Source organism: Streptomyces sp. ISL-43, from assembly GCF_018614195.1.
In the GTDB taxonomy this organism is placed as follows: Bacteria; Actinomycetota; Actinomycetes; order Streptomycetales; family Streptomycetaceae; genus Streptomyces.
In genome coordinates this window covers 19,896-42,868 of the sequence record NZ_JAGGOT010000073.1, presented here as the reverse complement: position 1 = coordinate 42,868, position 22,973 = coordinate 19,896, and the positions used below count along the sequence as shown (strand labels likewise).

20 protein-coding genes and 1 pseudogene are annotated in these 22,973 nt (G+C 71.5%); 8 read left to right on the top strand and 13 right to left on the bottom strand.

The window, feature by feature from the left end; all coding sequences use genetic code 11:
- The first annotated feature begins 5 nt into the window (after window positions 1-5).
- Genes J7F03_RS34990 through J7F03_RS34980 form a run of 3 tightly spaced genes read left to right on the top strand, consistent with a single transcriptional unit; the run spans window position 6 to window position 2,933 of the window.
- Window positions 6-1,193 (top strand): JmjC domain-containing protein, encoded by a 1,188-nt coding sequence (locus J7F03_RS34990; RefSeq protein WP_214956720.1) that lies wholly within the window; start codon window positions 6-8, stop codon window positions 1,191-1,193.
- Entirely contained in the window at window positions 1,190-2,098 is a 909-nt protein-coding gene (locus tag J7F03_RS34985) for an aldo/keto reductase (protein ID WP_214956718.1), read from the top strand. The genes J7F03_RS34990 and J7F03_RS34985 overlap by 4 nt, the downstream gene beginning before the upstream one ends.
- Window positions 2,079-2,933 carry a hypothetical protein gene (locus tag J7F03_RS34980; RefSeq protein ID WP_214956716.1) on the top strand — a complete coding sequence of 285 codons (855 nt, stop codon included), beginning with the start codon at window positions 2,079-2,081 and terminating at the stop codon, window positions 2,931-2,933. Before J7F03_RS34985 ends, J7F03_RS34980 begins: the two co-directional genes overlap by 20 nt.
- Before the next feature lie 73 nt (window positions 2,934-3,006).
- Here J7F03_RS34980 and J7F03_RS34975 read toward each other — a convergent pair whose 3' ends face one another.
- Entirely contained in the window at window positions 3,007-3,153 is a 147-nt protein-coding gene (locus tag J7F03_RS34975) for a hypothetical protein (protein ID WP_251072957.1), read from the bottom strand.
- A 131-nt stretch (window positions 3,154-3,284) separates the two neighbouring features.
- Between J7F03_RS34975 and J7F03_RS34970 the strand changes: the two genes are divergently transcribed.
- Window positions 3,285-4,061: a DnaB-like helicase N-terminal domain-containing protein gene (locus J7F03_RS34970; RefSeq protein WP_251072956.1), complete on the top strand. Its 777-nt coding sequence runs from the start codon at window positions 3,285-3,287 to the stop codon at window positions 4,059-4,061.
- Window positions 4,062-4,298: 237 nt separating this feature from the next.
- Complete coding sequence (locus tag J7F03_RS34965; protein WP_214956712.1) at window positions 4,299-5,939, top strand: penicillin-binding transpeptidase domain-containing protein; 1,641 nt, start codon at window positions 4,299-4,301, stop codon at window positions 5,937-5,939.
- Window positions 5,940-5,966: 27 nt separating this feature from the next.
- On the opposite strand, the gene J7F03_RS34960 is transcribed toward J7F03_RS34965, so the two are convergent.
- The 5 genes and pseudogenes from J7F03_RS34960 to J7F03_RS34940 form a co-directional block, all read right to left on the bottom strand.
- Window positions 5,967-6,440, bottom strand: coding sequence for a YbaK/EbsC family protein (locus J7F03_RS34960; protein WP_214956710.1), 474 nt, complete (start codon window positions 6,438-6,440; stop codon window positions 5,967-5,969).
- 112 nt (window positions 6,441-6,552) lie between these two features.
- A pseudogene (locus J7F03_RS34955) lies at window positions 6,553-7,627 on the bottom strand (serine hydrolase domain-containing protein).
- 159 nt (window positions 7,628-7,786) lie between these two features.
- Window positions 7,787-8,563, bottom strand: coding sequence for an energy-coupling factor ABC transporter ATP-binding protein (locus J7F03_RS34950; protein ID WP_214956708.1), 777 nt, complete (start codon window positions 8,561-8,563; stop codon window positions 7,787-7,789).
- Complete coding sequence (gene cbiQ / locus J7F03_RS34945; protein WP_214956707.1) at window positions 8,551-9,312, bottom strand: cobalt ECF transporter T component CbiQ; 762 nt, start codon at window positions 9,310-9,312, stop codon at window positions 8,551-8,553. Before cbiQ ends, J7F03_RS34950 begins: the two co-directional genes overlap by 13 nt.
- A 1-nt stretch (window position 9,313) precedes the next feature.
- Window positions 9,314-10,375 (bottom strand): energy-coupling factor ABC transporter permease, encoded by a 1,062-nt coding sequence (locus tag J7F03_RS34940; RefSeq protein WP_214956705.1) that lies wholly within the window; start codon window positions 10,373-10,375, stop codon window positions 9,314-9,316.
- Window positions 10,376-10,558: 183 nt separating this feature from the next.
- Between J7F03_RS34940 and J7F03_RS34935 the strand changes: the two genes are divergently transcribed.
- On the top strand, window positions 10,559-10,993 hold the full coding sequence (locus J7F03_RS34935; protein ID WP_214956703.1) for an SsgA family sporulation/cell division regulator: 435 nt from the start codon (window positions 10,559-10,561) through the stop codon (window positions 10,991-10,993).
- 135 nt (window positions 10,994-11,128) lie between these two features.
- Here the strand turns inward: J7F03_RS34935 and J7F03_RS34930 are convergent, their stop codons facing one another.
- Both J7F03_RS34930 and J7F03_RS34925 read right to left on the bottom strand, forming a co-directional pair.
- Window positions 11,129-13,345, bottom strand: coding sequence for an MMPL family transporter (locus J7F03_RS34930; RefSeq protein WP_214956701.1), 2,217 nt, complete (start codon window positions 13,343-13,345; stop codon window positions 11,129-11,131).
- A 150-nt stretch (window positions 13,346-13,495) separates the two neighbouring features.
- Window positions 13,496-14,086, bottom strand: coding sequence for a TetR/AcrR family transcriptional regulator (locus J7F03_RS34925; RefSeq protein WP_214956700.1), 591 nt, complete (start codon window positions 14,084-14,086; stop codon window positions 13,496-13,498).
- A 209-nt stretch (window positions 14,087-14,295) separates the two neighbouring features.
- On the opposite strand from J7F03_RS34925, the gene J7F03_RS34920 reads away from it, so the two are divergent.
- The gene (locus tag J7F03_RS34920; RefSeq protein ID WP_214956699.1) at window positions 14,296-17,592 is read left to right on the top strand and encodes a S41 family peptidase; all 3,297 of its coding nucleotides are present in this window, start codon (window positions 14,296-14,298) and stop codon (window positions 17,590-17,592) included.
- A gap of 78 nt (window positions 17,593-17,670) precedes the next feature.
- Here J7F03_RS34920 and J7F03_RS34915 read toward each other — a convergent pair whose 3' ends face one another.
- The 4 genes from J7F03_RS34915 to J7F03_RS34900 form a co-directional block, all read right to left on the bottom strand.
- Window positions 17,671-17,835: a hypothetical protein gene (locus tag J7F03_RS34915; RefSeq protein ID WP_214956698.1), complete on the bottom strand. Its 165-nt coding sequence runs from the start codon at window positions 17,833-17,835 to the stop codon at window positions 17,671-17,673.
- 78 nt (window positions 17,836-17,913) lie between these two features.
- A complete protein-coding gene (locus J7F03_RS34910; RefSeq protein WP_214956697.1) occupies window positions 17,914-18,798 on the bottom strand; it encodes an SDR family oxidoreductase in 885 nt (294 codons plus the stop codon).
- Window positions 18,795-19,736 carry an alpha/beta fold hydrolase gene (locus J7F03_RS34905; RefSeq protein ID WP_214956695.1) on the bottom strand — a complete coding sequence of 314 codons (942 nt, stop codon included), beginning with the start codon at window positions 19,734-19,736 and terminating at the stop codon, window positions 18,795-18,797. Before J7F03_RS34905 ends, J7F03_RS34910 begins: the two co-directional genes overlap by 4 nt.
- Complete coding sequence (locus J7F03_RS34900; protein ID WP_214956775.1) at window positions 19,733-21,304, bottom strand: NAD(P)/FAD-dependent oxidoreductase; 1,572 nt, start codon at window positions 21,302-21,304, stop codon at window positions 19,733-19,735. Before J7F03_RS34900 ends, J7F03_RS34905 begins: the two co-directional genes overlap by 4 nt.
- 139 nt (window positions 21,305-21,443) lie before the next feature.
- Here J7F03_RS34900 and J7F03_RS34895 point away from each other — a divergent pair, with 139 nt between their 5' ends.
- Complete coding sequence (locus J7F03_RS34895) at window positions 21,444-22,157, top strand: MerR family transcriptional regulator (protein WP_308380090.1); 714 nt, start codon at window positions 21,444-21,446, stop codon at window positions 22,155-22,157.
- On the opposite strand, the gene J7F03_RS34890 is transcribed toward J7F03_RS34895, so the two are convergent.
- Window positions 22,139-22,942, bottom strand: coding sequence for an exodeoxyribonuclease III (locus tag J7F03_RS34890; protein ID WP_214956693.1), 804 nt, complete (start codon window positions 22,940-22,942; stop codon window positions 22,139-22,141). The two genes, J7F03_RS34895 and J7F03_RS34890, sit on opposite strands and share 19 nt — an antisense overlap.
- Window positions 22,943-22,973: the final 31 nt, after the last annotated feature.

The window sequence follows — 22,973 nt, the reverse complement described above, 5'->3', positions numbered from 1 at the left end:
CCACGATGCTTGATTCTGCCTCGTGGGCGGGGCGTCTGGGCGGGGACACGTTCCTCGCCCAGACGTACAACCGCTCCTACGCTCTCTTCGCCGGCGCCGCCGACACGGCGGGCCTCTTCTCCTGGGACGACCTCAACCGGATCATCGCCACTCAGCGCCTGGAGCCGCCCCGCCTGCGGCTGTCGGTGGACGGCGAGATGGTGCCCGTTCACCGGTATGCGGTTCCGACGACGACCCGGCGCGCGGTGACCTGGTCCCGCATCCTGCCTGCCGAACTGCACGCCCAGCTCAAGGACGGCGCCTCGCTCGTTCTGGACTCGATCGAGAAGATCCACCCGCCCATCGGTGTGGCGGCCGAGGGCCTGGAACACTTCCTCGGCACCCCCGTGCAGGTCAACGCGTACGCCTCGTGGACCGAGCGGGAGGGCTTCGGCCTCCACTGGGACGACCACGATGTCGTCGTGGTTCAGGTGCACGGCTCCAAGCGATGGCGGCTGTATGGGGCGACCCGTGAGGCCCCCACCTTCCGCGACGTGGAGTCACCCGAGAAGCCCGAAGGCGACCCGGTGGCGGACATCGTCCTGGACCCCGGGGACGTGCTCTACCTGCCCCGCGGCTGGTGGCACGCGGTCACCGCCGACCAGGGCACCGAGTCCCTGCATCTGACCTTCGGCCTGGTCTCCCACACGGGCGCCGACCTCCTCCACTGGGTCGTGGACCAGCTCCGATCCGTCCTCGCACTACGCAAGGACGTTCCGCGGTTCGCCTCGCTGCCGGACCAGTCGGACTTCCTCGCCGCGCTGCGCCGGGAACTGCTGGATGAGCTGGCTGACCCCCGGCTGGTGGAGCGGTGGGCAGAGTCGATCGACACCACGCACCACGGGCATGCGATCCCCTCCCTGCCGTACGTGAACACGCTCCCCGCGCGGCCGGAGATCGCTGTACGGCTGACCGCTCCGAGGGGCCGCCTGGTGGAGAACGGCGGGCACGGCTCGGTCACGTTCTCGGCGGCTGGTACCGCCTGGGACTTCGCCGACTCCGCCGCGCCGGTTCTGCGGCTGCTGCTCCTCGGCCAGCCCGTCACTCTGGGGGACCTCGCCGAGTCCGCCGGCCTGGAGGTCAAGGAGGTGGCCGAACTGGTCTGGCTGCTGGTCGAAGGCCAAACGGTGGCGGTCGTGGGGACCGGGCTGTGACGGCGGCCCTGGGCCTGGGCACCTACCGGGTCCGGAATGTGAAGTCAGCAGCGCGTATCGCTGTGCAGGCCGGAGCGCCTTGGATCGACACCGCTCCGAACTACGGCGACGGCCTGGCGCTCCATGACCTCGGCTCGGTCTTGCGGGAGTCCCCCCGTGCTCCGCTGGTGGCAACCAAGGCCGGATTCTTCACCCGGAGCCAGGGGCGGACCGCCCTTGGGCTCGGCTTGCTCACCGAGCATGACGCATCCGCCGGCCACTGCCTCGACCCGAGGTTCGTCGCCTACCAGGTGAACGAGGCTGTCGCTCTGCTCGGCCGCGTGGACTTGGTGTTCGTGCACAACCCCGAACGAGCCGGTCGCGGGGTGGACCGGGCGGTGATGCACTGGCGGCTGAGGGAGGCGTTCACCGCCCTGGAGGAACAGGTCCAGCAGGGCCGGATTCCCGGCTACGGAGTCGCCACGTGGTCGGGCCTGCTGGAAGGTGCCTTCAGCGTTCCTGACTTACTGGCGCTCGCCCGGGAAGCGGCGGGCTCTACCGACCCTCACCTAATCGCCGTACAAATGCCGGTGAGCCTGATCAGTGACGCCCCGATCACGCAGGCCCTCAACGGCGGCGGCCCCCTGGTGCAGGCGAAGGACGCCGGGCTGATCACGTTCGGCTCCGCGCCCCTGCACGGTGGCGAACTGCTCGATGCCATCACCCCGGAACTCGTGGACCTGATCCGCCCTGGCCTATCGGCTGGCGCGGCCGGAGTGCTGGCCGCTGGGTCATGCCCGGCCCTGGACTTCGTCCTGACCTCAACCGCGAACCGCGAACACTGGGACGATGCCGCCAAGGCCCTGGCCGCACCTCTCACCGCCGAACAGCTCAGGAGAGTGACCGATGAACTTGCCACCGGATGAGGCCACCCGGACCCTGATGGAGGCCGCACATCGGCATGCGGCCGAAGCTGTCGGGCTGACGTGTACCGGGCCGATGGCGTGGGGTTTCGCGGGCTTCACCCTGGGCCGCCGGTCGGGCCCGTACTGGCTGCGGGTCAGCCGCAGTCTCGTGAAGAACGCCGGGCGCAAGCATGGTCAAGGAATCGTCGGCGCCGACCTCCTGGTACCGCGCGACGTACCCCGCCCGGCCGTCCACGGAACCTACGACTGGGCCGAAGTCGAGTACGCGTTTGAAGCTGAGGTCCTCGACCTGGTGCCGCACCCCGTTGTCTCGCCCCGGAGTCCGGACCTGATCCGGAACCCTGCTCTGCCCGAGGAGTGGTGGGGAGTGCTGCGCCGTTCCCTCGACCGCTTGGCGGAAGTGGATGGAGCCAAGCAGACCGTGCGGGACGAATGGATCGCTCGAGCCTTTCCCCAGTTCCTCGGCATCCCCGCCCCGGCCAAAGTCGAGCGCGTCACCGGTCACGGCGACCTCCACTGGGGCAACCTCACCGGCATGCCGCTGACCTTCCTGGACTGGGAGCGCTGGGGCCGCGTGCCCGTTGGCTACGACCCCGGCCTTCTTCACGCGTACAGCCTCCGAGTCCCGCTCGTGGCCACCCGCATCCGCAGTCAGTTCTCGAATGTCCTCAACACCCCCGCCGGCCGCATCGGCGAGCTGGCCGCGATCGCCGAAATGCTCCAGGCCGTCGCCCGCGGCTTCTACCCGAAGCTGGCGCCCCTCCTCCTCACCCGGGCCGAAGAGCTGACAGGGGTCCGCCCTCCGGTCTGTGCCCCTTCCGAGGTCACTGCCTGACCCCTGCGCATCACCCTTGGGCCCCGGCGATCCTCCTCCGAGCTGGGGCCCATGCACATCAACGTCAACGGGCTTACTTCTCCAGAAGGTCATGCAGAAGCGCGACGAGCGTGACCGCCGTCCCCAGGGCGGCGCCCAACGGCGGGTTATGCAGTATCAGATACGCCGTGGCGGTGCCGACCAGGACGAGTAGAAGCGTGCGCGAACTGATCTGGTCCATTGATCCTCCGATAGGTGGTTTAGGACCAGCGTTCAGGACGTACATCCCTGGTTGACGTGCTCTTACGGTTGCCCGCGATTTCTTACAGTTCCTGACAAGCCGTGACGCTACGTGACACCATGCCAACATCCATGGGTCGCATAGATGGGGGCAACCGGATGGCTCGATGGCAGATGCCGGACCTTCCCAAGGGGCCGTTGCGAACCTTCAACCGCGAACTCCATGCGCTACACGGCAAGGCTGGCTACCCCTCGGCCCGCAGGCTCTACTTGGCAGTGGAGAGGGTCGTCAGCCACACAAAGATCCACCACGCCTTCACGAAACCCCTTCTACCCTCATGGGGCGTGGTCGACGTGGTTGTTGAGCAGCTAGCCATCTCGGCGCGTCCACGCCTCGACGCGGACGCAGAGACTGACCGCTTCAAGTCGCTCTGGGACGAGGCCCACGACTCGCGTCTACCGTCCGATACCGACGTTCCATCCCTCCCGGACGGGCAGGGGAGCGCACCCGTCGCCGGCCAAATACCCGAGCTCTTCCGCTCCAGGTCAGTCATCAACCCGAACAGACTGATCTGGGACGCCTTGGTCGACCTTCACGGGGCAGGAAAGCCAACCAGTGTTCCGCACGTAGCCGCAGAGCTTGAACGGCGCGGGCAACTTGAGCTGTGTGGCGGTGAAGGCTACCTGTACGAATGCGTCAAGATGACCATAAAGGGTGCTTACGAGGCAGGTATGAGCGTCCATGACTTCGGCCTCATGAACGCACGCAAGGTTCGTACAGCCGCCGATGCACGCAACGAGCTGATGGCGGCACTCCTTGACCCGAACTCAGATGCAGACCGAGTGCGCAAGGCGCATGACCAGGTAACTGAGCTCCATCCGCATTTGCTTCGCCCACAGCAGGCTTGAGCCCGCTCCCACCCCTCGCCTGCGACTCCACCCCTCGGTATGGGCGCTGCCCTCTCCTGGCGGGGCCGCATGTGGCTGGACACCTGGGTCTGAAGGGGTGGCGCACCACATGTTCCGGTCCGGTAACAAGCCCTTCGGCCGTGCGTCAATTCGACGTATGGTCTAAGCCAAGGGCCCTTTGAACGCGTTCAGCGTTCGGGGAAGAGGGGCCGCGGTACGGGGGACGGGGACTGTGAAGTGAACGGGGCTGCCAAGGGCGCCATCATCGGCGGGGTGTTCCTCGCGATGCTGGGCGGAGCCGGGTACGGGGTGTACGCGCTGGTCGGGGACGCGGGCGGGGGCGAGGGCACGAGCCAGAGCGCCCCCGGGCCCTCGGCGCCGGCCAAGGGGACCGGGCCGGTCAGCGACAAGGACGCGGCGCAGACCGCCAAGGCCTTCCTCGCCGCGTGGGCGTCGGGGGACGCCCGGGCGGCCGCCGACCTGACGAACAACCCGGGTGCCGCGCAGGACGCCGTCGGGGACTACAAGACCGCGGCCGGGGTGTCCGAGGCCGTGATCACCCCCGGCGCGCAGACCGGGGCCACGGTGGCGTACTCCGTCGCCGCGGAGGTGACGTTCGCGGGGGTCACCAAGCCCCTCGCCTACGAGTCCAAGCTCACCGTGGTGCGCGGCAACACCACCGGCCTGCCGCTGGTCGACTGGCAGCCCGAGGTGATCCACCCGCAGCTCCAGAAGGGCGACAGGCTGCGCGGGGGCACCCCGGCGAGCCCGCCCGTCCAGGCCGTCGACCGCAACGGCAAGGAGCTGTCGGCCGAGAAGTACCCGTCGCTGCGCCCGGTGCTCGACAAACTGCGCACGGCGTACGGGGAGAAGCTGGGCGGCAAGGGCGGCGCCGAGCTGTGGATCCAGCCGGCCGCCCAGGACGCCCCGAGGCGCAGCCTGCTGACGCTGGTCGAGGGCACCCCGGGGCGGATCGAGACCGTCCTGGACGCGGATGTCCAGGAGGCCGCCGAGAAGGCGGTCCTGAAGTTCCCGCAGGCGTCGGTGGTCGCCGTGCAGCCCAGCACCGGGGACGTGCTGGCCATCGCCGATCACCGCGGGGACGGCTTTCCCGCGTCCATCAGCGGGGCGCGCGCACCCGGCTCCACGATGAAGATCGTGACCTCCGCGATGCTGCTGGACCGGGGCCTGGTGTCGGCGGACAAGGTCGCCGAGTGCCCGGCGGAGGCGTACTGGGAAGGCCGGCGCTTCACGAACCTGAAGGGCTTCAAGCTCGACGACGAGCCCTTCTCCACGAGCTTCGCGCAGTCCTGCAACACCGCCTTCATCAAGCAGATCAAGCCGGTCAACGACATCAACGCCCTCCCGAAGGAAGCCCGTGAGGTCTTCGGCATCGGCGTCGAGTGGAAGGTCGGCGTACCCACCGTCGACGGCAAGGTCCCGGAGGCCACCGGCCCGGCGGCGGCCGCCGCGTACATCGGGCAGGGCCAGGTCCAGATGAACCCGCTGACCATGGCCTCCATCACGGCGACGGCCCGGACCGGGATGTTCCGCCAGCCGGTCGTCGTCAAGGCCTCGCTGGACGGACGCCAACTCGCGAAGGCCGGCCGGACGATGAAGCCGTCGGTGACGGCGCAGCTGGTGCGGATGATGAAGCTGACCGCGACCGGCGGTACGGCCCGGGGCGCGATGGCCGCGGTCGCCGGCTCCGACAAGGGTGCGAAGACCGGCTCGGCGGAGGTCGACGGCGCGCAGAACCCGGACAGCTGGTTCACCGGCTTCAGCGGTGACGTGGCGGCCGCCGCGATGGTCGAGGGCGGCGGCCACGGCGCCGACGCCGCAGGCCCGATCGTGGCGGCGGTACTGAACGCGGGCTGACCTAAGGGCTGTCCCGTAGGCCGTCTCTTACGCCTCCCGCACGTCGGCCAGTGCGGCCCCCGCGTGCCGGATCAGCTCGCGCGGGGCCATCGGGAACACCGTGTGCGGGGTCCCGGCGGCCGCCCAGACCACCTCGTGGACCAGCAGGGAGCGGTCCGCGAGGACCCGGGTGCGGGTGCGGTGGCCGAAGGGCGGGACGCCTCCGATGGCGTAGCCCGTGGTCTCGCGGACCAGCGCCGCGTCCGCCCGGGTCACGGCGCCGGCGCCGAGCTCCCGGCGCACCGCCTCCACGTCCACCCGCGAGGCCCCGTCCATGAGCACCAGGACGGGCACCCCGTCCGCAGCGAAGATCAGCGACTTCACGATCTGGCTGAGCTCGCACCCGATCGCGGCGGCCGCGTCGGCGGCGGTCCGGGTCCCGTCGGGAAAGCTGCGTACGTCCGGCTCGAGCCCCAGCGCGGCGAGGGCTTCGGCGAAGAGGGGATGCGCGGTGGTCGTCATGCCCCCGCACGCTAGCGCTCCGCACCGGACCCGGTCGACACGGTTTCCCGGCTCACCCAGGGCCCGGGCCCTGTCGTCGAAGTGGGGCCGGGCTCCACTTCGCGGACAACCTTTAGAGCGCGGAGCGCAGTGCTCGGACCAGGGCCTGGGCCCGGGGGTCGGCGGTGACCGACTTGGCCAGGGCGTTCGTGACGTAGCCGAAGCCGATGCCGGCCTCCGGGTCCGCGAAGGCCAGGGAGCCGCCGCGGCCCGGATGGCCGAAGGAGGCCGGGGACAGCAGCGGGGAGGCCGGGCCGTGCAGCATGTAGCCGGGGCCGAAGCGGGTGTTGACCACCAGGACCCGGTCCGGTCCGGCGGAGAGCTCGCGGCCCGCCAGGGCGGTGGTGTCCGGCGCGAACAGCCGCGCGCCGTCCTGCGTGTCGGACAGCAGTGCCGCGTAGAGGCCCGCCAGGGCCCGCGCCGTGCCGATGCCCGCCGACGCGGGCAGCTCGGCCGCGCGGTACTCGGGGGCGTTCTCGTCCGGCAGCGGATCGATCGCGGCGAAGGCCCGCCGGGTCAGGGAGGAGGGGTCGGCGTAGGCCTCCGAAACGTTCCTGCGCGGCCGGAGCCTGAGCGCTCCCGCCGACTCGGGCGGTTCCACCGGCGCGACCCGGCCCACCCGCGCGACCTCCTCGTCCGGCAGGCCGATCCAGAAGTCCAGACCCAACGGCCCGGTCACCTCCCGGGCCAGCCACTGCCCCAGCGACTCCCCCGTCACCCGCAGCACCAGCTCCGACAGCAGCCAGCTGTACGTCTGCGCGTGGTAGCCGTGCGCGCTGCCCGGCGACCGCCAGCGCGCCCGACTGCCCGTCCGCCGCCTGCGCCGGGGTCAGCCCCCGGTCCAGCGCCGGCACGCCGGCCCGGTGCGCGAGCAGGTCCCGTACGAGCGCCCGCTCCTTGCCGCCCGCCTTGAACTCCGGCCAGTACGAGGCCACGGGCGCGTCCAGGTCCAGCAGTCCGCGCTCGTGCAGCAGCAGCGGCACCACCGCCGCGACGCCCTTGGTGGCCGAACGCACCACCTGCGCGGTGCCGGCGGTCCAGGGTTCCGCGCCGTCGGTGCCACCGGCGGTGTCGGTGCCGGTGCCGTCCGCGTCCTTCGTGCCGGCCCACAGGTCCACGACCCGCCGCCCGTCGCGGTAGACGGCCACGGCCGCGCCCCGGTCGCCGAGCACCTCGAAGTTGCGCACGAAGGCCTCGCGGACGGCCTCGTAGCCCTCCGCCACCTCACCCTGGATGTTCACGAGGGGTGCAACAACCCGCGATCCGCGCTTATGCCACGACCGTGCTCATCCCACCGGCACCGGGGCTCATCCCACCGACACCGAGCGCGGGTCGAAGCCGAAGGGCAGCTCCAGCCGGTGCGCCCGCATCAGCTCCGCGTCGCACAGCACCTCCTGCGTCCGCCCGTCCGCCACGATGGTCCCCTCGCTGAGGATCACCGCGCGCGGGCAGAGCTCCAACGCGTACGGCAGGTCGTGCGTCACCATCAGCACCGTGACGTCCAGCGAGCGCAGGATGTCCGCGAGCTCCCGCCGCGACGCCGGGTCCAGGTTGGAGGACGGCTCGTCGAGCACCAGGATCTCGGGGCGCATGGCCAGTACGGTCGCCACCGCGACCCGGCGGCGCTGCCCGAAGGACAGGTGGTGCGGGGGGCGGTCCGCGAAGGCGGCCATACCGACCTGGTCCAGGGCGCCCCGCACCCGCGCTTCCAGCTCGGCGCCGCGCATTCCGGCGGCGGCCGGGCCGAAGGCCACGTCCTCCCGCACGGTCGGCATGAACAGCTGGTCGTCGGGGTCCTGGAAGACGATGCCGACCCGGCGGCGGATCTCGGCGAGGTTGCGCTTCTCGACGGGCAGCCCGGCCACGCTCACGGTGCCGACGCCGCCGGTCAGGATCCCGTTGAGGTGCAGCACGAGGGTGGTCTTGCCGGCGCCGTTGGGGCCGAGCAGGGCCACGCGCTCGCCCCGCCCGACCGTCAGGTCGACCCCGAAGAGGGCCTGGTGGCCGTCGGGGTAGGCGTAGGCGAGGCCCGTTACGTCGAGGGAGGGCGGAGCGGGTGCGGACGGTGCGTTCACAGGGTCCATCCGATCAGACAGACGGCGAGCGCCGTCACCGGGAGTACGGCCGCGTACGCCCACTGGGCGCGGGTGGCCGCGACGTCGTCGATCACCGGCATGGAGCCGGCGTAGCCGCGGCTGACCATCGCGAGGTAGACCCGCTCGCCGCGCTCGTAGGACCGGATGAACAGGGCGCCGGCCGTCTTGGCGAGGACGCCCCAGTGCCGGATGCCGCGGGCCTCGAAGCCGCGGGAACGGCGGGCGATGGACATCCGGCGCAGCTCGTCGGTGATCACGTCCCCGTAGCGGATCATGAAGGAGGCGATCTGCACGAGCAGCGGTGGCAGCTTGAGCCGCTGCAGGCCCAGCAGCAGGGCCCGCAGTTCGGTGGTGGAGGCCAGGAGCACCGACGCGGCCACCCCGAGGGTGCCCTTGGCCAGCACGTTCCAGGCGCCCCAGAGGCCGGAGACGCTGAGCGACATGCCGAGGAAGTCGACCCGCTCGCCCTGTGCCACGAAGGGCATCAGGACGGCGAAGGCGACGAAGGGCACCTCGATCAGCAGCCGGCGCAGCAGGAAGCCGGCCGGGATCCGGGCCACGGCCGCGGCCGCCGCGACGAGGACGGCGTAGAGGGCGAAGGTCCACACCGCCTCGCGCGGTGTGGACACGACGACCACCACGAAGGCGAAGGTCGCGGCGAGTTTGCAGTGCGGCGGCAGGTCGTGGACCGGCGAGTGCCCGTGCCGGTAGAGCTTGTGGGCGTGGCCCGCGCCCATGTCAGGCGGCCGGCACGGCCGTGGAGGCGGCCGTGAGGTCGGCGTTGCGGCGGCGGCGGACGGTCCAGAAGACGCCGGTGCCGACGGCGACGGTCGCGCCGACGCCGATGACACCGGCGAGGCCGCCGGAGAGGCGGGCGTCGGAGACGTCCTTGACGCTGTAGTCGGCGAGCGGGGAGTCGGCGTTGGCGTGCTCGGTGACCTTCTGGTCGATGCCCTTGTCGGCGGCGACCTTCTCCAGGCCGTCGGGGCTGGCGGAGGCGTAGAAGGAGACGAAGCCGGCGAGGGCCAGGGCGGCGACCAGACCGGTGATCCACACGGGCTTCGTGGAGCGGGCGGCGAGGCCGACGGGGGCGGCGGTCGGTGCGGCCGGGGCGTCGACGAGTTCGCCGCCGACGCGCAGCTTCAGCGGGGCGGACAGGCCGCGGGCGCCGTGGACGAGGTCGGGGCGTACGGCGATCACGGCGCCAACGGTGGCGGCGGTGATGGCGGCCTCGCCGAGGCCGATGAGGACGTGGACGCCGACCATGGCGCCGAAGACCTGGCCCAGCGGTACGTCGGTGGTGCCGCCGAGGGCGTAGAGGAGCGTGAAGGCGCCGGCGGCCGCCGGCACCGAGAGCAGGGCTCCGGCGAAGGCGGCCACGGTCACCGAGCGGCGGCTGTCGGGCAGCAGCTTGACCAGCCCGCGGAAGACGGCGTAGGCGACGACCACGGTGACGACGGCCATGTTCACGACGTTGACGCCGAGCGCGGTCAGGCCGCCGTCGGCGAAGAGGACGCCCTGCATGAGCAGGACGACGGACACGCAGAGCACGCCCGTATAGGGGCCGACGAGGATCGCGGCGAGTGCTCCGCCCAGCAGGTGGCCGCTGGTGCCGGCGGCGACGGGGAAGTTCAACATCTGGACGGCGAAGATGAAGGCGGCCACGAGGCCGGCGAGCGGCGCGGTGCGCTCGTCGAGCTCCCGGCGGGCACCTCGGAGGCTGACCGCCACGGCTCCGGCGGCGGCGACACCTGCGGCGATGGAGACGGGGGCATCGATGAAGCCGTCGGGCACATGCATGGTTTTGCTCCGCTTCCTGCGGTCCGTTGAACCGTCAAAATCTTTAACCGTTCAAGAGTAGTGCCCAATTGCAAATGGTTGGCAAGAGCGCTTCCGTCACAAGTAGGTCCGTGCGGATTCGTGGGAATGTGCGAGGCTGGGGGCAATGCGGACGTAAATGTTCCGATTTGAGGAGTCTTGTCGATGTCAGCCACCTCCGAGAATCCATCCGCGAGCCCGACCGCCAGGGCCTCCGGCACGGCGACCGCCACGCCGCCCGCGCCCGTCGTCGAGGAGCGGGTGCGCGCCCGCGTGATCACCGACGATCCTCTCTACCGGGCCATCCCGGTCGCCCTGCGCTTCGTCCCCGCCGAGCCCCTCGCCGTCCGGATCGTCTTCCCGGCCGACCTCTCCCCCGAGGGCACGGACAACGAGTGGGTCTTCCCCCGCGCCCTCCTGGAGGCCGGCCTCCAGGCCCCGACCGGGACGGGCGACGTACGCGTCTGGCCCTGCGGACGCGTCCAGGCCGTCGTCGAGTTCCACTCCCCCGAGGGCGTCGCGGTGGTCCAGTTCGACATCGCCGCGCTGCGCCGCTTCCTGCGCCGGACGTACGCGCCCTCGCCTGCCCCCACCCGTTAGGCCCAGCCCCGCCCCGCCCGTCGAAACGGGACCGACCCCGCACCGATGAGGTGCGGGGCCGGTCCTTCGTGCGGGGCGGGTCGGGTCGGACCCCAGGACGCCGGACGTCAGGCGTCAGGCGTCAGGCGTCAGGCGTCAGACCTTGACCAGCTCGCGGTCCTTGTCCGGACCGTCGGAGCCGCCCGAGCCGTCCACGGACTCGCCGAGGTGCTTGCGCAGGCTCTCGCCCTCCACGTCCACGTTCGGCAGGATCCGGTCCAGCCACTTCGGCAGCCACCAGGCCTTGTGACCGAGCAGTGCGAGCACGGCCGGGACGATGGTCATCCGGACGACGAAGGCGTCGAAGAAGACGGCGATGGCCAGGCCGAAGCCGATCATCTTGACCATCTGCTCGGTGGCCCCCATGAAGCCCGAGAACACAGCGATCATGATGACGGCCGCGGCCACGACCACCCGGGCGCTGTACTGGAAGCCGGTCACGACGGCCTGGCCGGGCCGCTCGCCGTGGACGTACGCCTCACGCATGCGGGTGACCAGGAAGACCTCGTAGTCCATGGCCAGACCGAAGACGACGCCCACCATGAAGATCGGCATCATCGACATGATCGGGCCGGTCTGCTCCACCCCGAAGAGCGAGCCGAGCCAGCCCCACTGGAAGACCGCGACGACGGCGCCGAGGGCGGCGACCACCGAGAGCAGGAAGCCGAGGGCCGCCTTGAGCGGGACCAGGATCGAGCGGAAGACGAGCATCAGGAGCAGGAAGGCGAGGCCGACGACGAGGGCCAGGTAGGGCAGCAGCGCGTCGTTCATCTTCTGCGAGAAGTCGATGTTCATCGCGGTGGCGCCGGTGACGAGGACGTCGTCTCCGCTGCCCTCGCGGATCTCGTGGACCAGGCCCTCGGTCTGCTCGGAGGACGGGCGGTCCTTCGGGATGACCGTGATGACTCCGGCGTCGCCCTCCTTGTTGAGCGTCGGCGGGGTGACCGCGACCACGCCCTCCAGGCCCTTGATCCGCTCGACCGTCTGGTCGGCGAGCGCCTTGTCGCCGTCCACGACGACCATCAGCGGGCCGTTGAAGCCGGGACCGAAGCCCTCGGACAGCAGGTCGTACGCCTGGCGCTGCGAGGTGGACACCGGCTGGGAGCCGTCGTCCGGCAGGCCCATCTCCAGCTTGCTCGCCGGGATCGCGACGGCACCGAGGCCGACGACCGCGACCAGCAGCACCATGACCGGGCGGCGCAGGATGAAGCGGGCCCAGCGGGTGCCGCCGTTGGCCTTGGGCTCGGCGCCCTCGGCGACCGGCTTGCCCTTGCCGAACAGCTTGGACTTCGTACCGGCGGGCAGCACCTTCTTGCCCGCGAACCCGAGGATCGCGGGGACCAGCGTCAGGGCGACGAGGACGGCGATGACCACGGTGCCGGCGGCGGCGACGCCCATCTTGGTGAGCATCGGGATGTTGACGACGGCCAGGCCCACGAGGGCGATGACCACGGTCAGACCGGCGAAGACGACGGCGGAGCCGGCGGTTCCGGCGGCCCGGCCCGCGGCCTCCTCGCGCTCGCGGCCCTCGGCGAGCTCCGAGCGGTAGCGGGAGACGATGAAGAGCGCGTAGTCGATGCCGACCGCGAGGCCGATCATCATCGCGAGGGTGGAGGTGGTGGAGCCGAGGTCCAGCACGTTGGCGAGCGCGGTGATCGAGGAGACGCCGATGCCGACGCCGATCAGCGCGGTCAGCAGCGGCAGTCCGGCGGCGATCAGCGAACCGAAGGTGATGACGAGGACGACCGCGGCGATGGAGATGCCGATGATCTCGCCGGAGCCGGTCTCGGGGGCCGCCATCAGGGCGTCGCCGCCGATCTGGACGTTCAGGCCGGAGGCCTTGGCCTCGGTGCCGGCCTCCTTGAGGGCCTCGCGGGTCGGATCCGTCAGCTCCATGCCGCTGACCTTGTACTTGACGCTGATGTAGGCGGTGGAGCCGTCCTGGCTCACGGCCTGCGCCTCGTAGGGGTTGGCGACCGAGGAGATCTGGTCCCTGCCCGGGCCGTCCTTCAGCTCGGTGACGATCTTCTCGACCTGCGGCTTGACGGCCGCGGAGTCGACCTTCTCGCCGGCCGGGGCCTTGATCACGATGCGGGCGGTGGCGCCGTCGGCGGCCATCCCCGGGAAGCGCTGGTCGAGCAGGTCGAAGGCCTTCTGGGCCTCCGTGCCGGGTATGGAGAACGAGCCTGAGGTGGGTGCGGACGCCGAAGCCGCGCCGAAGCCGGCGAGGAACAGCAGCGCCACCCAGACGAGGGCGACGAATCGACGGCGCCGGAAGGCACCCCTGCCGAGTCGGTAAAGGAAGGTGGCCACGTCGGTGGTTCTCCCGTTCGGGTCGTGGGATGGATCAGGGCATGGAATGCCGGTCCGACGACGAGAGCGGCGTGTCAGGAGCAGCAGGAATCGAGCTCTGGCGCGGGGACGCCGTGGCGGAACGTGCGGGAACTGCGGGGACGTGGGGAGTCAGACGCCGAGGGCGGGGAGAACCACGGCATCGATGAAGTCGCCGAGGAAACGCCGGTCGACGGACCGGTCCTCGATCAGCGGGAGCGCGATGAACGTCCCGATGAGGACGTGCGGCACGAAGGCCAGGGCCGGACAGTCCGGAGCGATCTCGCCTCGGTCCACCGCCCGCTGCAGCATCGCCTGCAGACCGGTGATCTCCGGGTCGACCAGCAGGTCCCGCAGCGCCTTGTGGAGCTCCGGGCTCTCGTGGACCGCATGGGTCAGGCCCCGCATGAGCGCGGTGTCCTTCGCCATCTGGGCGTCGTCGGAGTTCTCGATCATGACCGCGAAGTCCCCGCGCAGGCTGCCTGTGTCGATCTCCCGGAGGGAGACCGGCTGGGTGCACCGCAGGGCCTTGGCCACCAGCTCGGGCTTGCTCCCCCACTGGCGGTAGAGGGTCGCCTTGCTGGACTTCGTACGGGCGGCGACCGCGTCCATGGTCAGCGCCTCGTAGCCGACTTCGCGCAGGAGGTCGAGGACCGCCCCGTGGAGTTCGGCTTCCCGCTCGGGGGTGATCCGGCTGCGGCGCGACATGACCTCTTCGACCATCTCGGCGTCTCCTCCCGGTCTCACCCATCCGAACGAAACTGTTTCGTACGGATCGACCATACCCCCGTGTCAAGCGAAACGAAACCGTTCCGTTTCGATCGGCGAGTGGTGTCGGTCACCCGGTGAACGCTTCGAAGCGCCCCCGCCGACACGCCCATGGATCATCTGTACGAGTTGCCAGCCCCCCTCCGCGCGGAAAGCATTGGGGGGTGAGTCACGACGCGGCGTACCTCCGGTTCCCCCATCTCCACGACGATGTGCTGTGCTTCGCCACCGAGGACGACCTCTGGGTCGCACCCCTGGTTCCGCCCGGAGAGCCGGCGGGCCGTGCCTGGCGGATCACCGTCGACCGCACCCGGGTCGGCCACCCCCGCTTCTCCCCCGACGGCAAGCACATCGCCTTCACCACCTGGCGCAGCCTCGACCCCGAGATCCACCTCGCCCCCGTGTCGGGCGGCCCGGCCCGCCGCCTCAGCTACTGGGGCTCCACCGACACCCGGGTCTGCGGCTGGACCCCGCCCGACGAGGACGGCCGCAGCGACATCCTGGCCGTCTCCTCGCACGGGCAGCCCTTCTCCTACTTCGCCTGGGCCTACAGCCTCCCCACCGACGGCAGCCCCGGCGGGCGCCTGCCCTGGGGGCCGGTCTCCGACATCCAGATGCACGCCGAGGAGGGGGGCGAGCGGCGCTCCCTGCTGCTCACCGGCAAGCCCCCGCACGAGCCCGCCGCGTGGAAGCGCTACCGCGGCGGCGCCACCGGCCGGCTGTGGCTGCACGGCGAGCGGCTGCTGGAGGGCATCGAGGGGCACCTGGACTCCCCGATGTTCGTGGACGGCCGGATCGCCTTCCTCTCCGACCACGAGGGCATCGGCAACCTCTACTCCTGCCTGCCCGACGGCACGGACCTGCGCCGGCACACCGACCACGCGGAGTTCTACGCCCGGCACGCCTCCAGCGACGGCCGCCGCGTCGTCTACCAGTGCGCCGGCGACATCTGGCTCGTCGACTCGCTGGCGCCGGACGCCTCCCCGCGCAAGCTGGAGGTCCGCCTCGGCGGGCCCCGCGCGGGGCGCCGCAGCTACCAGGTCCCGGCCGCCAGCCACGTCGACTCGCTCTCCGTCGACGCCACCGGGCGGGCCAGCGCCGTCGTCGTGCGCGGCAGCCTGTACTGGCTCACGCACCGCGACGGCCCGGCCCGCACCATCGCCGACACCCCGGGCGTACGGGTGCGCCTGCCCGAGATGCTCGGCAGCGGCGGGCAGGTGGCGTACGTGACGGACGCGGAGGGCGAGGACGCGATCGAGATCGCCTACCTGCCCCGGGCCTCGGGGGACCGCGAGCCGCGCCGCCTCGCCTCGGGCGGGGTGGGCCGCGTACTGGAGCTGCTCTCCGATCCGGACGGGGAGCGGCTCGCGATCGCCTCCAACGACGGGCGGCTGCTGCTCATCGACGCGACCGAGGAGTCCAACGGGGAGGCGAGCGAGCTGATCCGGTCCGACAACGGTCCCGTCACCGACCTGGCCTTCTCCCCGGACGGCTGCTGGCTGACCTGGTCGCACCCGGGCATCGGGCGCTCGCTGCGCCAGATCAAGATGGCCCGGATCTCCGGGCCCGGCGCGCACACGATCGTGGACGTCACCAACGGCCGCTTCGAGGACGAGAATCCGGTCTTCACCCGGGACGGGCGCTACCTGGCCTTCCTGTCGTGGCGCGGTTTCGACCCGGTCTACGACGTGCACACCGGCGACCTGTCCTTCCCGCTGGGCTGCCGCCCGTACCTGGTGCCGCTCTCCTCGGCGACCCCCTCTCCCTTCGCCTTCTCCCCCCACGGCCGCCCGGCGGCGGGCGGGCTCGACCCGGTCGAGGGGGACTCGGAGTCGGGGGACGGCGCGGTCATGGTCGAGGTGGAGGGGCTGGAGAGCCGGGTGACCCCCTTCCCGGTGTCGGCCTCCAAGTACTCGGCCCTGTACCCGGTGAGCGGCGGCGGCCTGGTGTGGCTGCGCTGGCCGATCTCGGGCGCGCTCGGCGAGACCTTCGCCAACCCGGCCGACGTCAGCGGCAAGCCGACGCTGGAGTACTTCGACCTCACGAAGGCCCGCAAGACGGAGCTGGCGTCCGGGCTGGACTGGTTCGCGGTCAGCGGCGACGGCACCCGGCTCGTGGTCAACGAGGACGGCGATCTGCGCGCGGTCCCGGCGACCGAGTCGGGGGACAGCGACTCCACCGTCTACCTGGACCTGCGGCGCATCCTGCACGAGGTGGACCCGGCGGCCGAGTGGCGCCAGGCCTTCGAGGAGGCCGGGCGGCTCATCCGCGCGTACTTCTGGGAGCCCGAGATGTGCGGCATCGACTGGGACGGGGTGCTGCGCCAGTACCGCTCCCTGGTCGAACGGGTCGCCTCCCCCGACGAGTTCGCCGACCTGATGCGCGAGGTCCTGGGCGAGCTCGGCACCTCGCACGCCTACGTCTCCCCCGCCCGCCGCAACGAGGGCCCCCCGCACTACCAGCGGGCCATCGGCCTGCTCGGCGCCAACCTCTTCCCCCGCGACAGCGCCTGGGTCATCGGCCGGATCCTGCCCGGCGAGTCCTCCGACTCCAAGGCCCGCTCCCCGCTCGCGGGCACCGGCATCCGCGAGGGCGCGGTCCTCACCCACGTCGACGGCCGGCCCGTGGACCCGGTCACCGGGCCGTATCCGCTGCTCTCGGCGGCCGGCGGCACCACCGTCGAGCTCACCTTCGAGCCCGCGGAGGGCCAGGGCCACGCGCGCCGGGTCGCGATCGTGCCGCTGATCGACGAGCGGCCGCTGCGCTACCAGGACTGGGTGGCCAAGCGCCGCGCGGTCGTCCGGGAGGTCAGCGGCGGCAAGTGCGGCTACCTGCACATCCCCGACATGGGCGGCTCGGGCTGGGCGCAGTTCAACCGCGACCTGCGGGCCGAGATGTCGAAGCCCGCGCTGATCGTGGACGTACGCGGCAACGCGGGCGGGCACATCAGCGAGCTGGTGGTGGAGAAGCTGACCCGCTCGATCCTCGGCTGGGACCTGACGCGGGGCGCGCAGCCGGTCTCCTACGCCTCCAACGCGCCCCGGGGCCCGATCGTGGCGCTGGCCGACGAGGCGACCTCCTCCGACGGGGACATGATCACGGCGGCCTTCAAGCTGCTGGGGCTCGGCCCGGTCGTCGGCCAGCGCACCTGGGGCGGGGTGGTGGGCATGACCGGCCGGCACACCCTCGGCGACGGCACGGTGATCACGGTTCCGATGAACGCGGCGTGGTTCCCCGAGTACGGCTGGTCCGTGGAGAACCAGGGCGTGGAGCCCGACCTGCCGATCCTGCGCACCCCGCTCGACTGGGCGGAGGGGCGGCACGCGCAGCTGGACGACGCCGTGATCCTGGCGCTGGAGCTGCTGGAACAGGACCCGGCGGCGGTGCCGCCCGGCTACACGGACGTACCGGACCGGCGGCGGCCGAAGCTGCCGCCGCGCGAGGTGCCGCCGCGCGGATGACGCCGTAGGGCATGCGTGAGGGGTGCGACCCCGGAACTGCGGGTCGCACCCCTCAGAGCTGCAAGGACCTACGTGTCGCTACTTGTCGAAATTGTCGTCGAAGGTGTCGCGGGCCTTGTCCTTCGCCTGGTCCACGGCCTGCGACGCGCGCTCGGACGCCTCGTCCTGCCTGCCCGCGGCCGCGGCCTTCGCCTTCTCCGCGAGGTCCTTCGCCTTGTCCTGGAACTGGTCCTTGATGCCCATGTGTCCTCACTCCTGAAGCGGTGTTCGGCAAGGGGAACCCGACCAGGCTTACACAGGCGGACATTCCTCGCATTCCGGTCAGTGGCTCGGGGTGCGCTCCTGCTCGTCCGCCGCCCCGCCGGCCCCGACAAGTCCCTTGGAGACACTGGCCAGTCGCGGTTCGAACCGCTTCATCTCACGCTGTCCGACGGTCGAGATGATCCCCGGCAGGTAGCCGCGCACCCCCTGCATCCCGCGCAGCCACCACTGCGCGTACACATGCGCCGAGCGCCGCTCGATGCCCGCCACGATCCGGTCGACGGCCGGCCCCAGCGGGTACGTCCGGTTCGACGGCCACGGCAGCCGCTGGCGCAGCTCGCGCATGACCTCGTCCTGGTCGGCTCCGCGCACCATGTCGGTGTCGGTCCAGGACAGGTAGCCGACGCCGACCTTGACCCCCTTGTAGCCGACCTCGGCGCGCAGGCAGTGGGCGAAGGCCTCGACACCGGACTTGGAGGCGCAGTACGCGCTCATCATCGGCGCCGGGGTGATCGCGGCGAGCGAGGCGATCTGCAGGAAGTAGCCGCGGCTCTCCATCAGCACGGGCAGGAAGGCGCGGGCGGTGACGGCGCCGCCGATGAGGTTGACCTCGATGACCCGGCGCCAGGCGTCGGGGTCGGAGTCGGCGAAGGGCCCGCCCGCCGCGACCCCCGCGTTGGCGACGACGATGTCCACCTTGCCGAAGCGCTGCTTGACCTCCTGCGCGACCCGGGCCATGGCCTCGTGGTCGGTGACGTCGGCGTACCAGTGGTCGCTGTCGGTGTGCAGCCGCTCGGAGACCTCCTTGAGCGCCTCGGGCTCCAGGCCGACGAGGGCCACCTTCGCGCCGCGCGCGGACAGCTTGCGGGCGAGCAGCTCCCCGACCCCGCGGGCGGCGCCCGTGACGACGGCGACCTGGCCTTCCAGACTCCTGCGAGCACTCACGGCGTCTTCTCCTTCGCGGGGTGGCTGACACTGGGTTGATCGACGAACTGCGCGACGAGGCCGCGCACGGTTTCGGTGACGGCTTCCGGTGCCTCGATCGGGGTCATGTGCCCCATCCCGGTCAGTTCGGTGAGCCCTACGCAGTTCGGCAGCGCGGCCGCCAGCCCCCGGGCGTGCACGATCGGCGTCAGCCGGTCGCTCTTGCCGCCGATGACGGCGGTGGGCACGGTGAGCGCGGCCAGCCCCGCGTCGAGGTCCAGTCCGGCCAGCACCGCCGACCACGCGTGGCGCACCCCCGTGGGGCAGGAGTGGACGATCCGGGCGCAGGCCTCGACCTTGTCGGGCGCCGAGCCGGGGCCCATCGTGGCGTACTTCAGCACTGCTTTGGCGACGGGGGTGACGGGCCCGAGCGGCGCCCGGGATCCCAGGACCGCCGCGGTGATACGGGTCCTCGCGCGGCCGGGGCGGATCGGCAGGACCAGTGCCTCCTCGACCAGCCGCCCGCTGCCGGTGCTGCACAGCACCGCGGCGGCGGCGTGCTCGGCGAACTCCGGCCGCCCGGCGGCGGCCATGATCGTCATCCCGCCCATGGAGTGGCCCGCGACGACCGCCTTCTCGCCGGGCGCGAGAGTGGCCTTCAGGACGGCGGCCAGATCGTCGGCGAGGGCGGTGGTGCTGTAGCCCGAGGCGGCGGGGCTGCGCCCGTGGCCGCGCTGGTCGTAGGCGATGACCCGGTGACCGGCGGCCAGGGCCCGTATCTGCGCGGCCCAGAAGGCCGTGGAACAGGTCCAGCCGTGCGCGAGCACGACCGCCGGGGCCCCGTCCTCGCCGTGCACCTCGACGTGCAGGCGGGAGCCGTCGGCGGAGGTGGCGACCAGCTCGCGTCGGGCGGCCGGCGGGGCGTAGGCACCGGCGGTGACGTGCGTCAGGCGGCTCACGCGGCGCCCTCCTCGGCGGAGGCGGCGGACTGGACGCGGGCCTGGGCCGGTACCCCGGCGTCCGCCGGGACCCGCTCGCGCTCCCGATGGCGTACGACCTCGTACTCGCCCAGGTCCACGCTCCGGGTCTCCTTGCGGAACTCTCCGGTGGTCCCCGGCCAGACGGTGGTGTTGCGGCCCTGCGCGTCCAGGTACCAGCTGGTGCAGCCGCCGGTGTTCCAGACGGTGCGCTCCATCCTCGTCTGGACGTGCCGGTTCCAGGTGTTGACGGCCGACGGCCTGGCGGCGAGCGCGACCCGGCCGCCGAGACCGCTTCCACCAAGGAGGGTCAACTGGCGCATGTAGTCGGCCATGTAGTTCAGCTGGGATTCGATCATCAGGATCATCGAGCTGTTCCCGAGCCCGGTGTTCGGCCCGATGATCGTCATCCAGTTCGGGAAGCCCGCCGCGGTGGCTCCGCGCAGCGACTGCATCCCGTCCTTCCACACGTCCGCGAGGGTCTTGCCGTCCACGCCCACCACCCGGTCGGCGATCGGCATGTCCGTGACGTGGAAGCCGGTGCCGAAGACGATCGCGTCGACCTCGGTCTCGGTGCCGTCGGCGGCGACCAGCACCGAACCGCGGATCTCCTTCAGCCCGGAGGCGACCAGGTCCACATTCGGCCGGGCGAGCGCCGGGTAGTACTCGCTGGAGAGCAGGATCCGCTTGCAGCCGATGCGGTACGAGGGCGTCAGCTTGGCCCGCAGCTCCGGGTCCTTGATCGAGCGCCCCATGTTCGCCTTGGCGAGCGACTCGATCAGCCCGAGCTGGTTCGGCCGCTTGGTGAAGGCGCTGACCTGCAGCTCGCGGATCCCCCACAGCAGCCCGCGGCGGGCCGCCCGGGTGAAGGGCAGCTGGCGGTGGAGCCAGCGCTCCACGGCGGAGATCGCCCGGTCGGTGCGCGGCATCACCCACGGCGGGGTGCGCTGGAAGAGCGTGAGGCGCTCCACGTCGGGGGCGATGGCGGGCACGATCTGGATGGCGGAGGCGCCGGTGCCGATCATGGCGACGCGCTTGCCGCGCAGATCGTAGTCGTGGTCCCAGCGGGCGGAGTGGAAGACCTTGCCGGGGAAGCCGGCGAGCCCGGGGATCTCCGGCATCTTCGGGTCGGACAGCGGCCCCGTGGCGGAGACGACCACGTCGGCGGTGAGCGATCCGGCCGAGGTCTCGATCTCCCAGCGCAGCTCGTCCGCGTCCCAGCGCATCATCTGCACTTCGTGGCTCAGCCGGATGTGGCGGCGCAGCCCGAAGGTGTCGGCCACGTGCTCCAGGTACTCCCGGATGGCGGGCTGCCCGGAGAAGGTCCGCGGCCAGTCCGGATTGGGCGCGAAGGAGAAGGAGTAGAGGTGGGACGGCACGTCGCACGCGCACCCGGGATAGTTGTTGTCGCGCCAGGTGCCGCCGACGGAATCGGCGCGCTCCAGGACGACGAAGTCCGTGATGCCCTCGCGCCTCAGCCGCACCGCGGCGCCCAGCCCGCCGAATCCGGAACCGATCACCGCCACGCGTACGTGCTCGCGCCCGTCCATGCCACCGCCCATGCCCGCCGCCTTCGGATGCCCAAGCTGCCAGCAATCACTGGCACAATCGGGAGAGTAGAGCAGCCCCGTACTCATGGGTAGGGGTCGCGTCAGGAAAGTTACTGCGGGTACGCCCTAGGCTGCGCACGTGCCGGACAACGCGACGCAGGACGCAACCGAAGCGACGGAAGCAAGGACCACAGTGCGCGAATACCGCACGGAGGAGCTGGCCGAGGCCGCCGGCATACCCGTACGCACCCTGCGCTTCTACCGGGAGCGCAAGCTCCTGCCGCCGCCCCGCCGCGAGGGCCGCATCGCCTGGTACGACGACCACCACCTGGCCCGGCTGCGCACCATCGCCGCCCTGCTGGAGCGCGGCCACACCCTCGGCGGGATAGCGGAGCTGACCGTCGCCTTCGAGAAGGGCCGCGACGTCGGCCAGCTCGGCGAGCTGCTCGGCATGGGCTGGTCCGAGGAGACCCCGGTCCGCCTGTCGCCCGAAGCCCTCGCCGACTACTTCGAGGGCGAGGTCACCCCGGAGAACCTGGCGGCCTCCCTCGACCTCGGCTACCTCGCCACCGACGGCGAGGAGATCGTCCACGTCAGCCGCCGGCTGCTGGACGTCTCCTCGGCGCTGGTCCGCGAGGGCGTACCCCTCTCGGCCGTCCTGGAGACGGGCCGCCGGGTGCGCGAGCACACGGACGCGCTGGCGGCCCTCTTCGCGGAGCTGATCTCCACACACATCTCCGAGGAGGCGGTACCGCGCATGCGCCCCCTGGCCAAGAGCGTGGTCGAGGCCGAGCTGACGATGGCGATGGACCGCCTGCGCCCGCCGGTGCCCGATCAGACCCCGAGCTCGTAGACCACGGTCACGGGCGCGTGGTCGGACCACCGCTCCGGGTGCGTCTCGGCCCGCTCCACGAAGGCCTTGACGGCCTTGGCGGCCAGCCCGGGCGTGGCGACCTGGAGGTCGATGCGCCAGCCGGCGTCGTTGTCGAAGGCCCGCCCGCGGTAGGACCACCAGGAGTACGGACCCTCGGTCTCGGGGTGCAGGCTGCGCACGACGTCCACGTACCCGGCGCCCTCGTAGACCTGGCCGAGCCACTCGCGCTCCTCGGGCAGGAAGCCGGCGTTCTTCCGGTTGGTCTTCCAGTTCTTCAGGTCGGCTTCCTGGTGGCAGATGTTCCAGTCACCGCACACGACGACCTCGCGCCCATCGGCGGCGGCCCGCGCCTTGAGCTCCTTCAGATAGGTGAGGAACTCCCCCATGAACCGGTACTTCTCGTCCTGCTTCTCGGTCCCGGCCTCCCCGGAGGGCAGGTACAGGCTGGCGACGGTCACGCCGGGCAGATCGGCCTCCAGGTACCGGCCGGAGCCGTCGAACTCCGCGCTGCCGAATCCGACCTGCACCCGCTCGGGCTCCCGGCGCGTGTAGAGCGCGACCCCGGCCCGCCCCTTGGCGGCTGCCGGCGCGAACACGGTGTGCCACCCCTCGGGCTCCCGCACCTCCTGCGGAATCTGCCCCTCCTCGGCCCGCACTTCCTGCAGGCAGACGACGTCGGCGTCCGATCCGGCCAGCCACGGGGAGAACCCCTTCTTGGCGGCGGCGCGGATCCCATTCACATTCACGGAGGTCACAGAGAGCATCCCTGCACGATAGCCGGAGCGTTCCGTAGGC

Bases quoted from the DNA above. Each gene is read 5' to 3' on its own strand.
- J7F03_RS34935 (WP_214956703.1), top strand. From the start codon at position 10,559: ATGTCAGCCACCTCCGAGAATCCATCCGCGAGCCCGACCGCCAGGGCC.
- J7F03_RS34925 (WP_214956700.1), bottom strand. From the start codon at position 14,086: ATGGTCGAAGAGGTCATGTCGCGCCGCAGCCGGATCACCCCCGAGCGG.
- J7F03_RS34990 (WP_214956720.1), top strand. From the start codon at position 6: ATGCTTGATTCTGCCTCGTGGGCGGGGCGTCTGGGCGGGGACACGTTC.
- J7F03_RS34915 (WP_214956698.1), bottom strand. From the start codon at position 17,835: ATGGGCATCAAGGACCAGTTCCAGGACAAGGCGAAGGACCTCGCGGAG.
- J7F03_RS34980 (WP_214956716.1), top strand. From the start codon at position 2,079: ATGAACTTGCCACCGGATGAGGCCACCCGGACCCTGATGGAGGCCGCA.
- J7F03_RS34960 (WP_214956710.1), bottom strand. From the start codon at position 6,440: ATGACGACCACCGCGCATCCCCTCTTCGCCGAAGCCCTCGCCGCGCTG.
- J7F03_RS34900 (WP_214956775.1), bottom strand. From the start codon at position 21,304: ATGGACGGGCGCGAGCACGTACGCGTGGCGGTGATCGGTTCCGGATTC.
- J7F03_RS34975 (WP_251072957.1), bottom strand. From the start codon at position 3,153: ATGGACCAGATCAGTTCGCGCACGCTTCTACTCGTCCTGGTCGGCACC.
- cbiQ (WP_214956707.1), bottom strand. From the start codon at position 9,312: ATGGGCGCGGGCCACGCCCACAAGCTCTACCGGCACGGGCACTCGCCG.
- J7F03_RS34940 (WP_214956705.1), bottom strand. From the start codon at position 10,375: ATGCATGTGCCCGACGGCTTCATCGATGCCCCCGTCTCCATCGCCGCA.
- J7F03_RS34970 (WP_251072956.1), top strand. From the start codon at position 3,285: ATGGGTCGCATAGATGGGGGCAACCGGATGGCTCGATGGCAGATGCCG.
- J7F03_RS34950 (WP_214956708.1), bottom strand. From the start codon at position 8,563: ATGGACCCTGTGAACGCACCGTCCGCACCCGCTCCGCCCTCCCTCGAC.
- J7F03_RS34890 (WP_214956693.1), bottom strand. From the start codon at position 22,942: ATGCTCTCTGTGACCTCCGTGAATGTGAATGGGATCCGCGCCGCCGCC.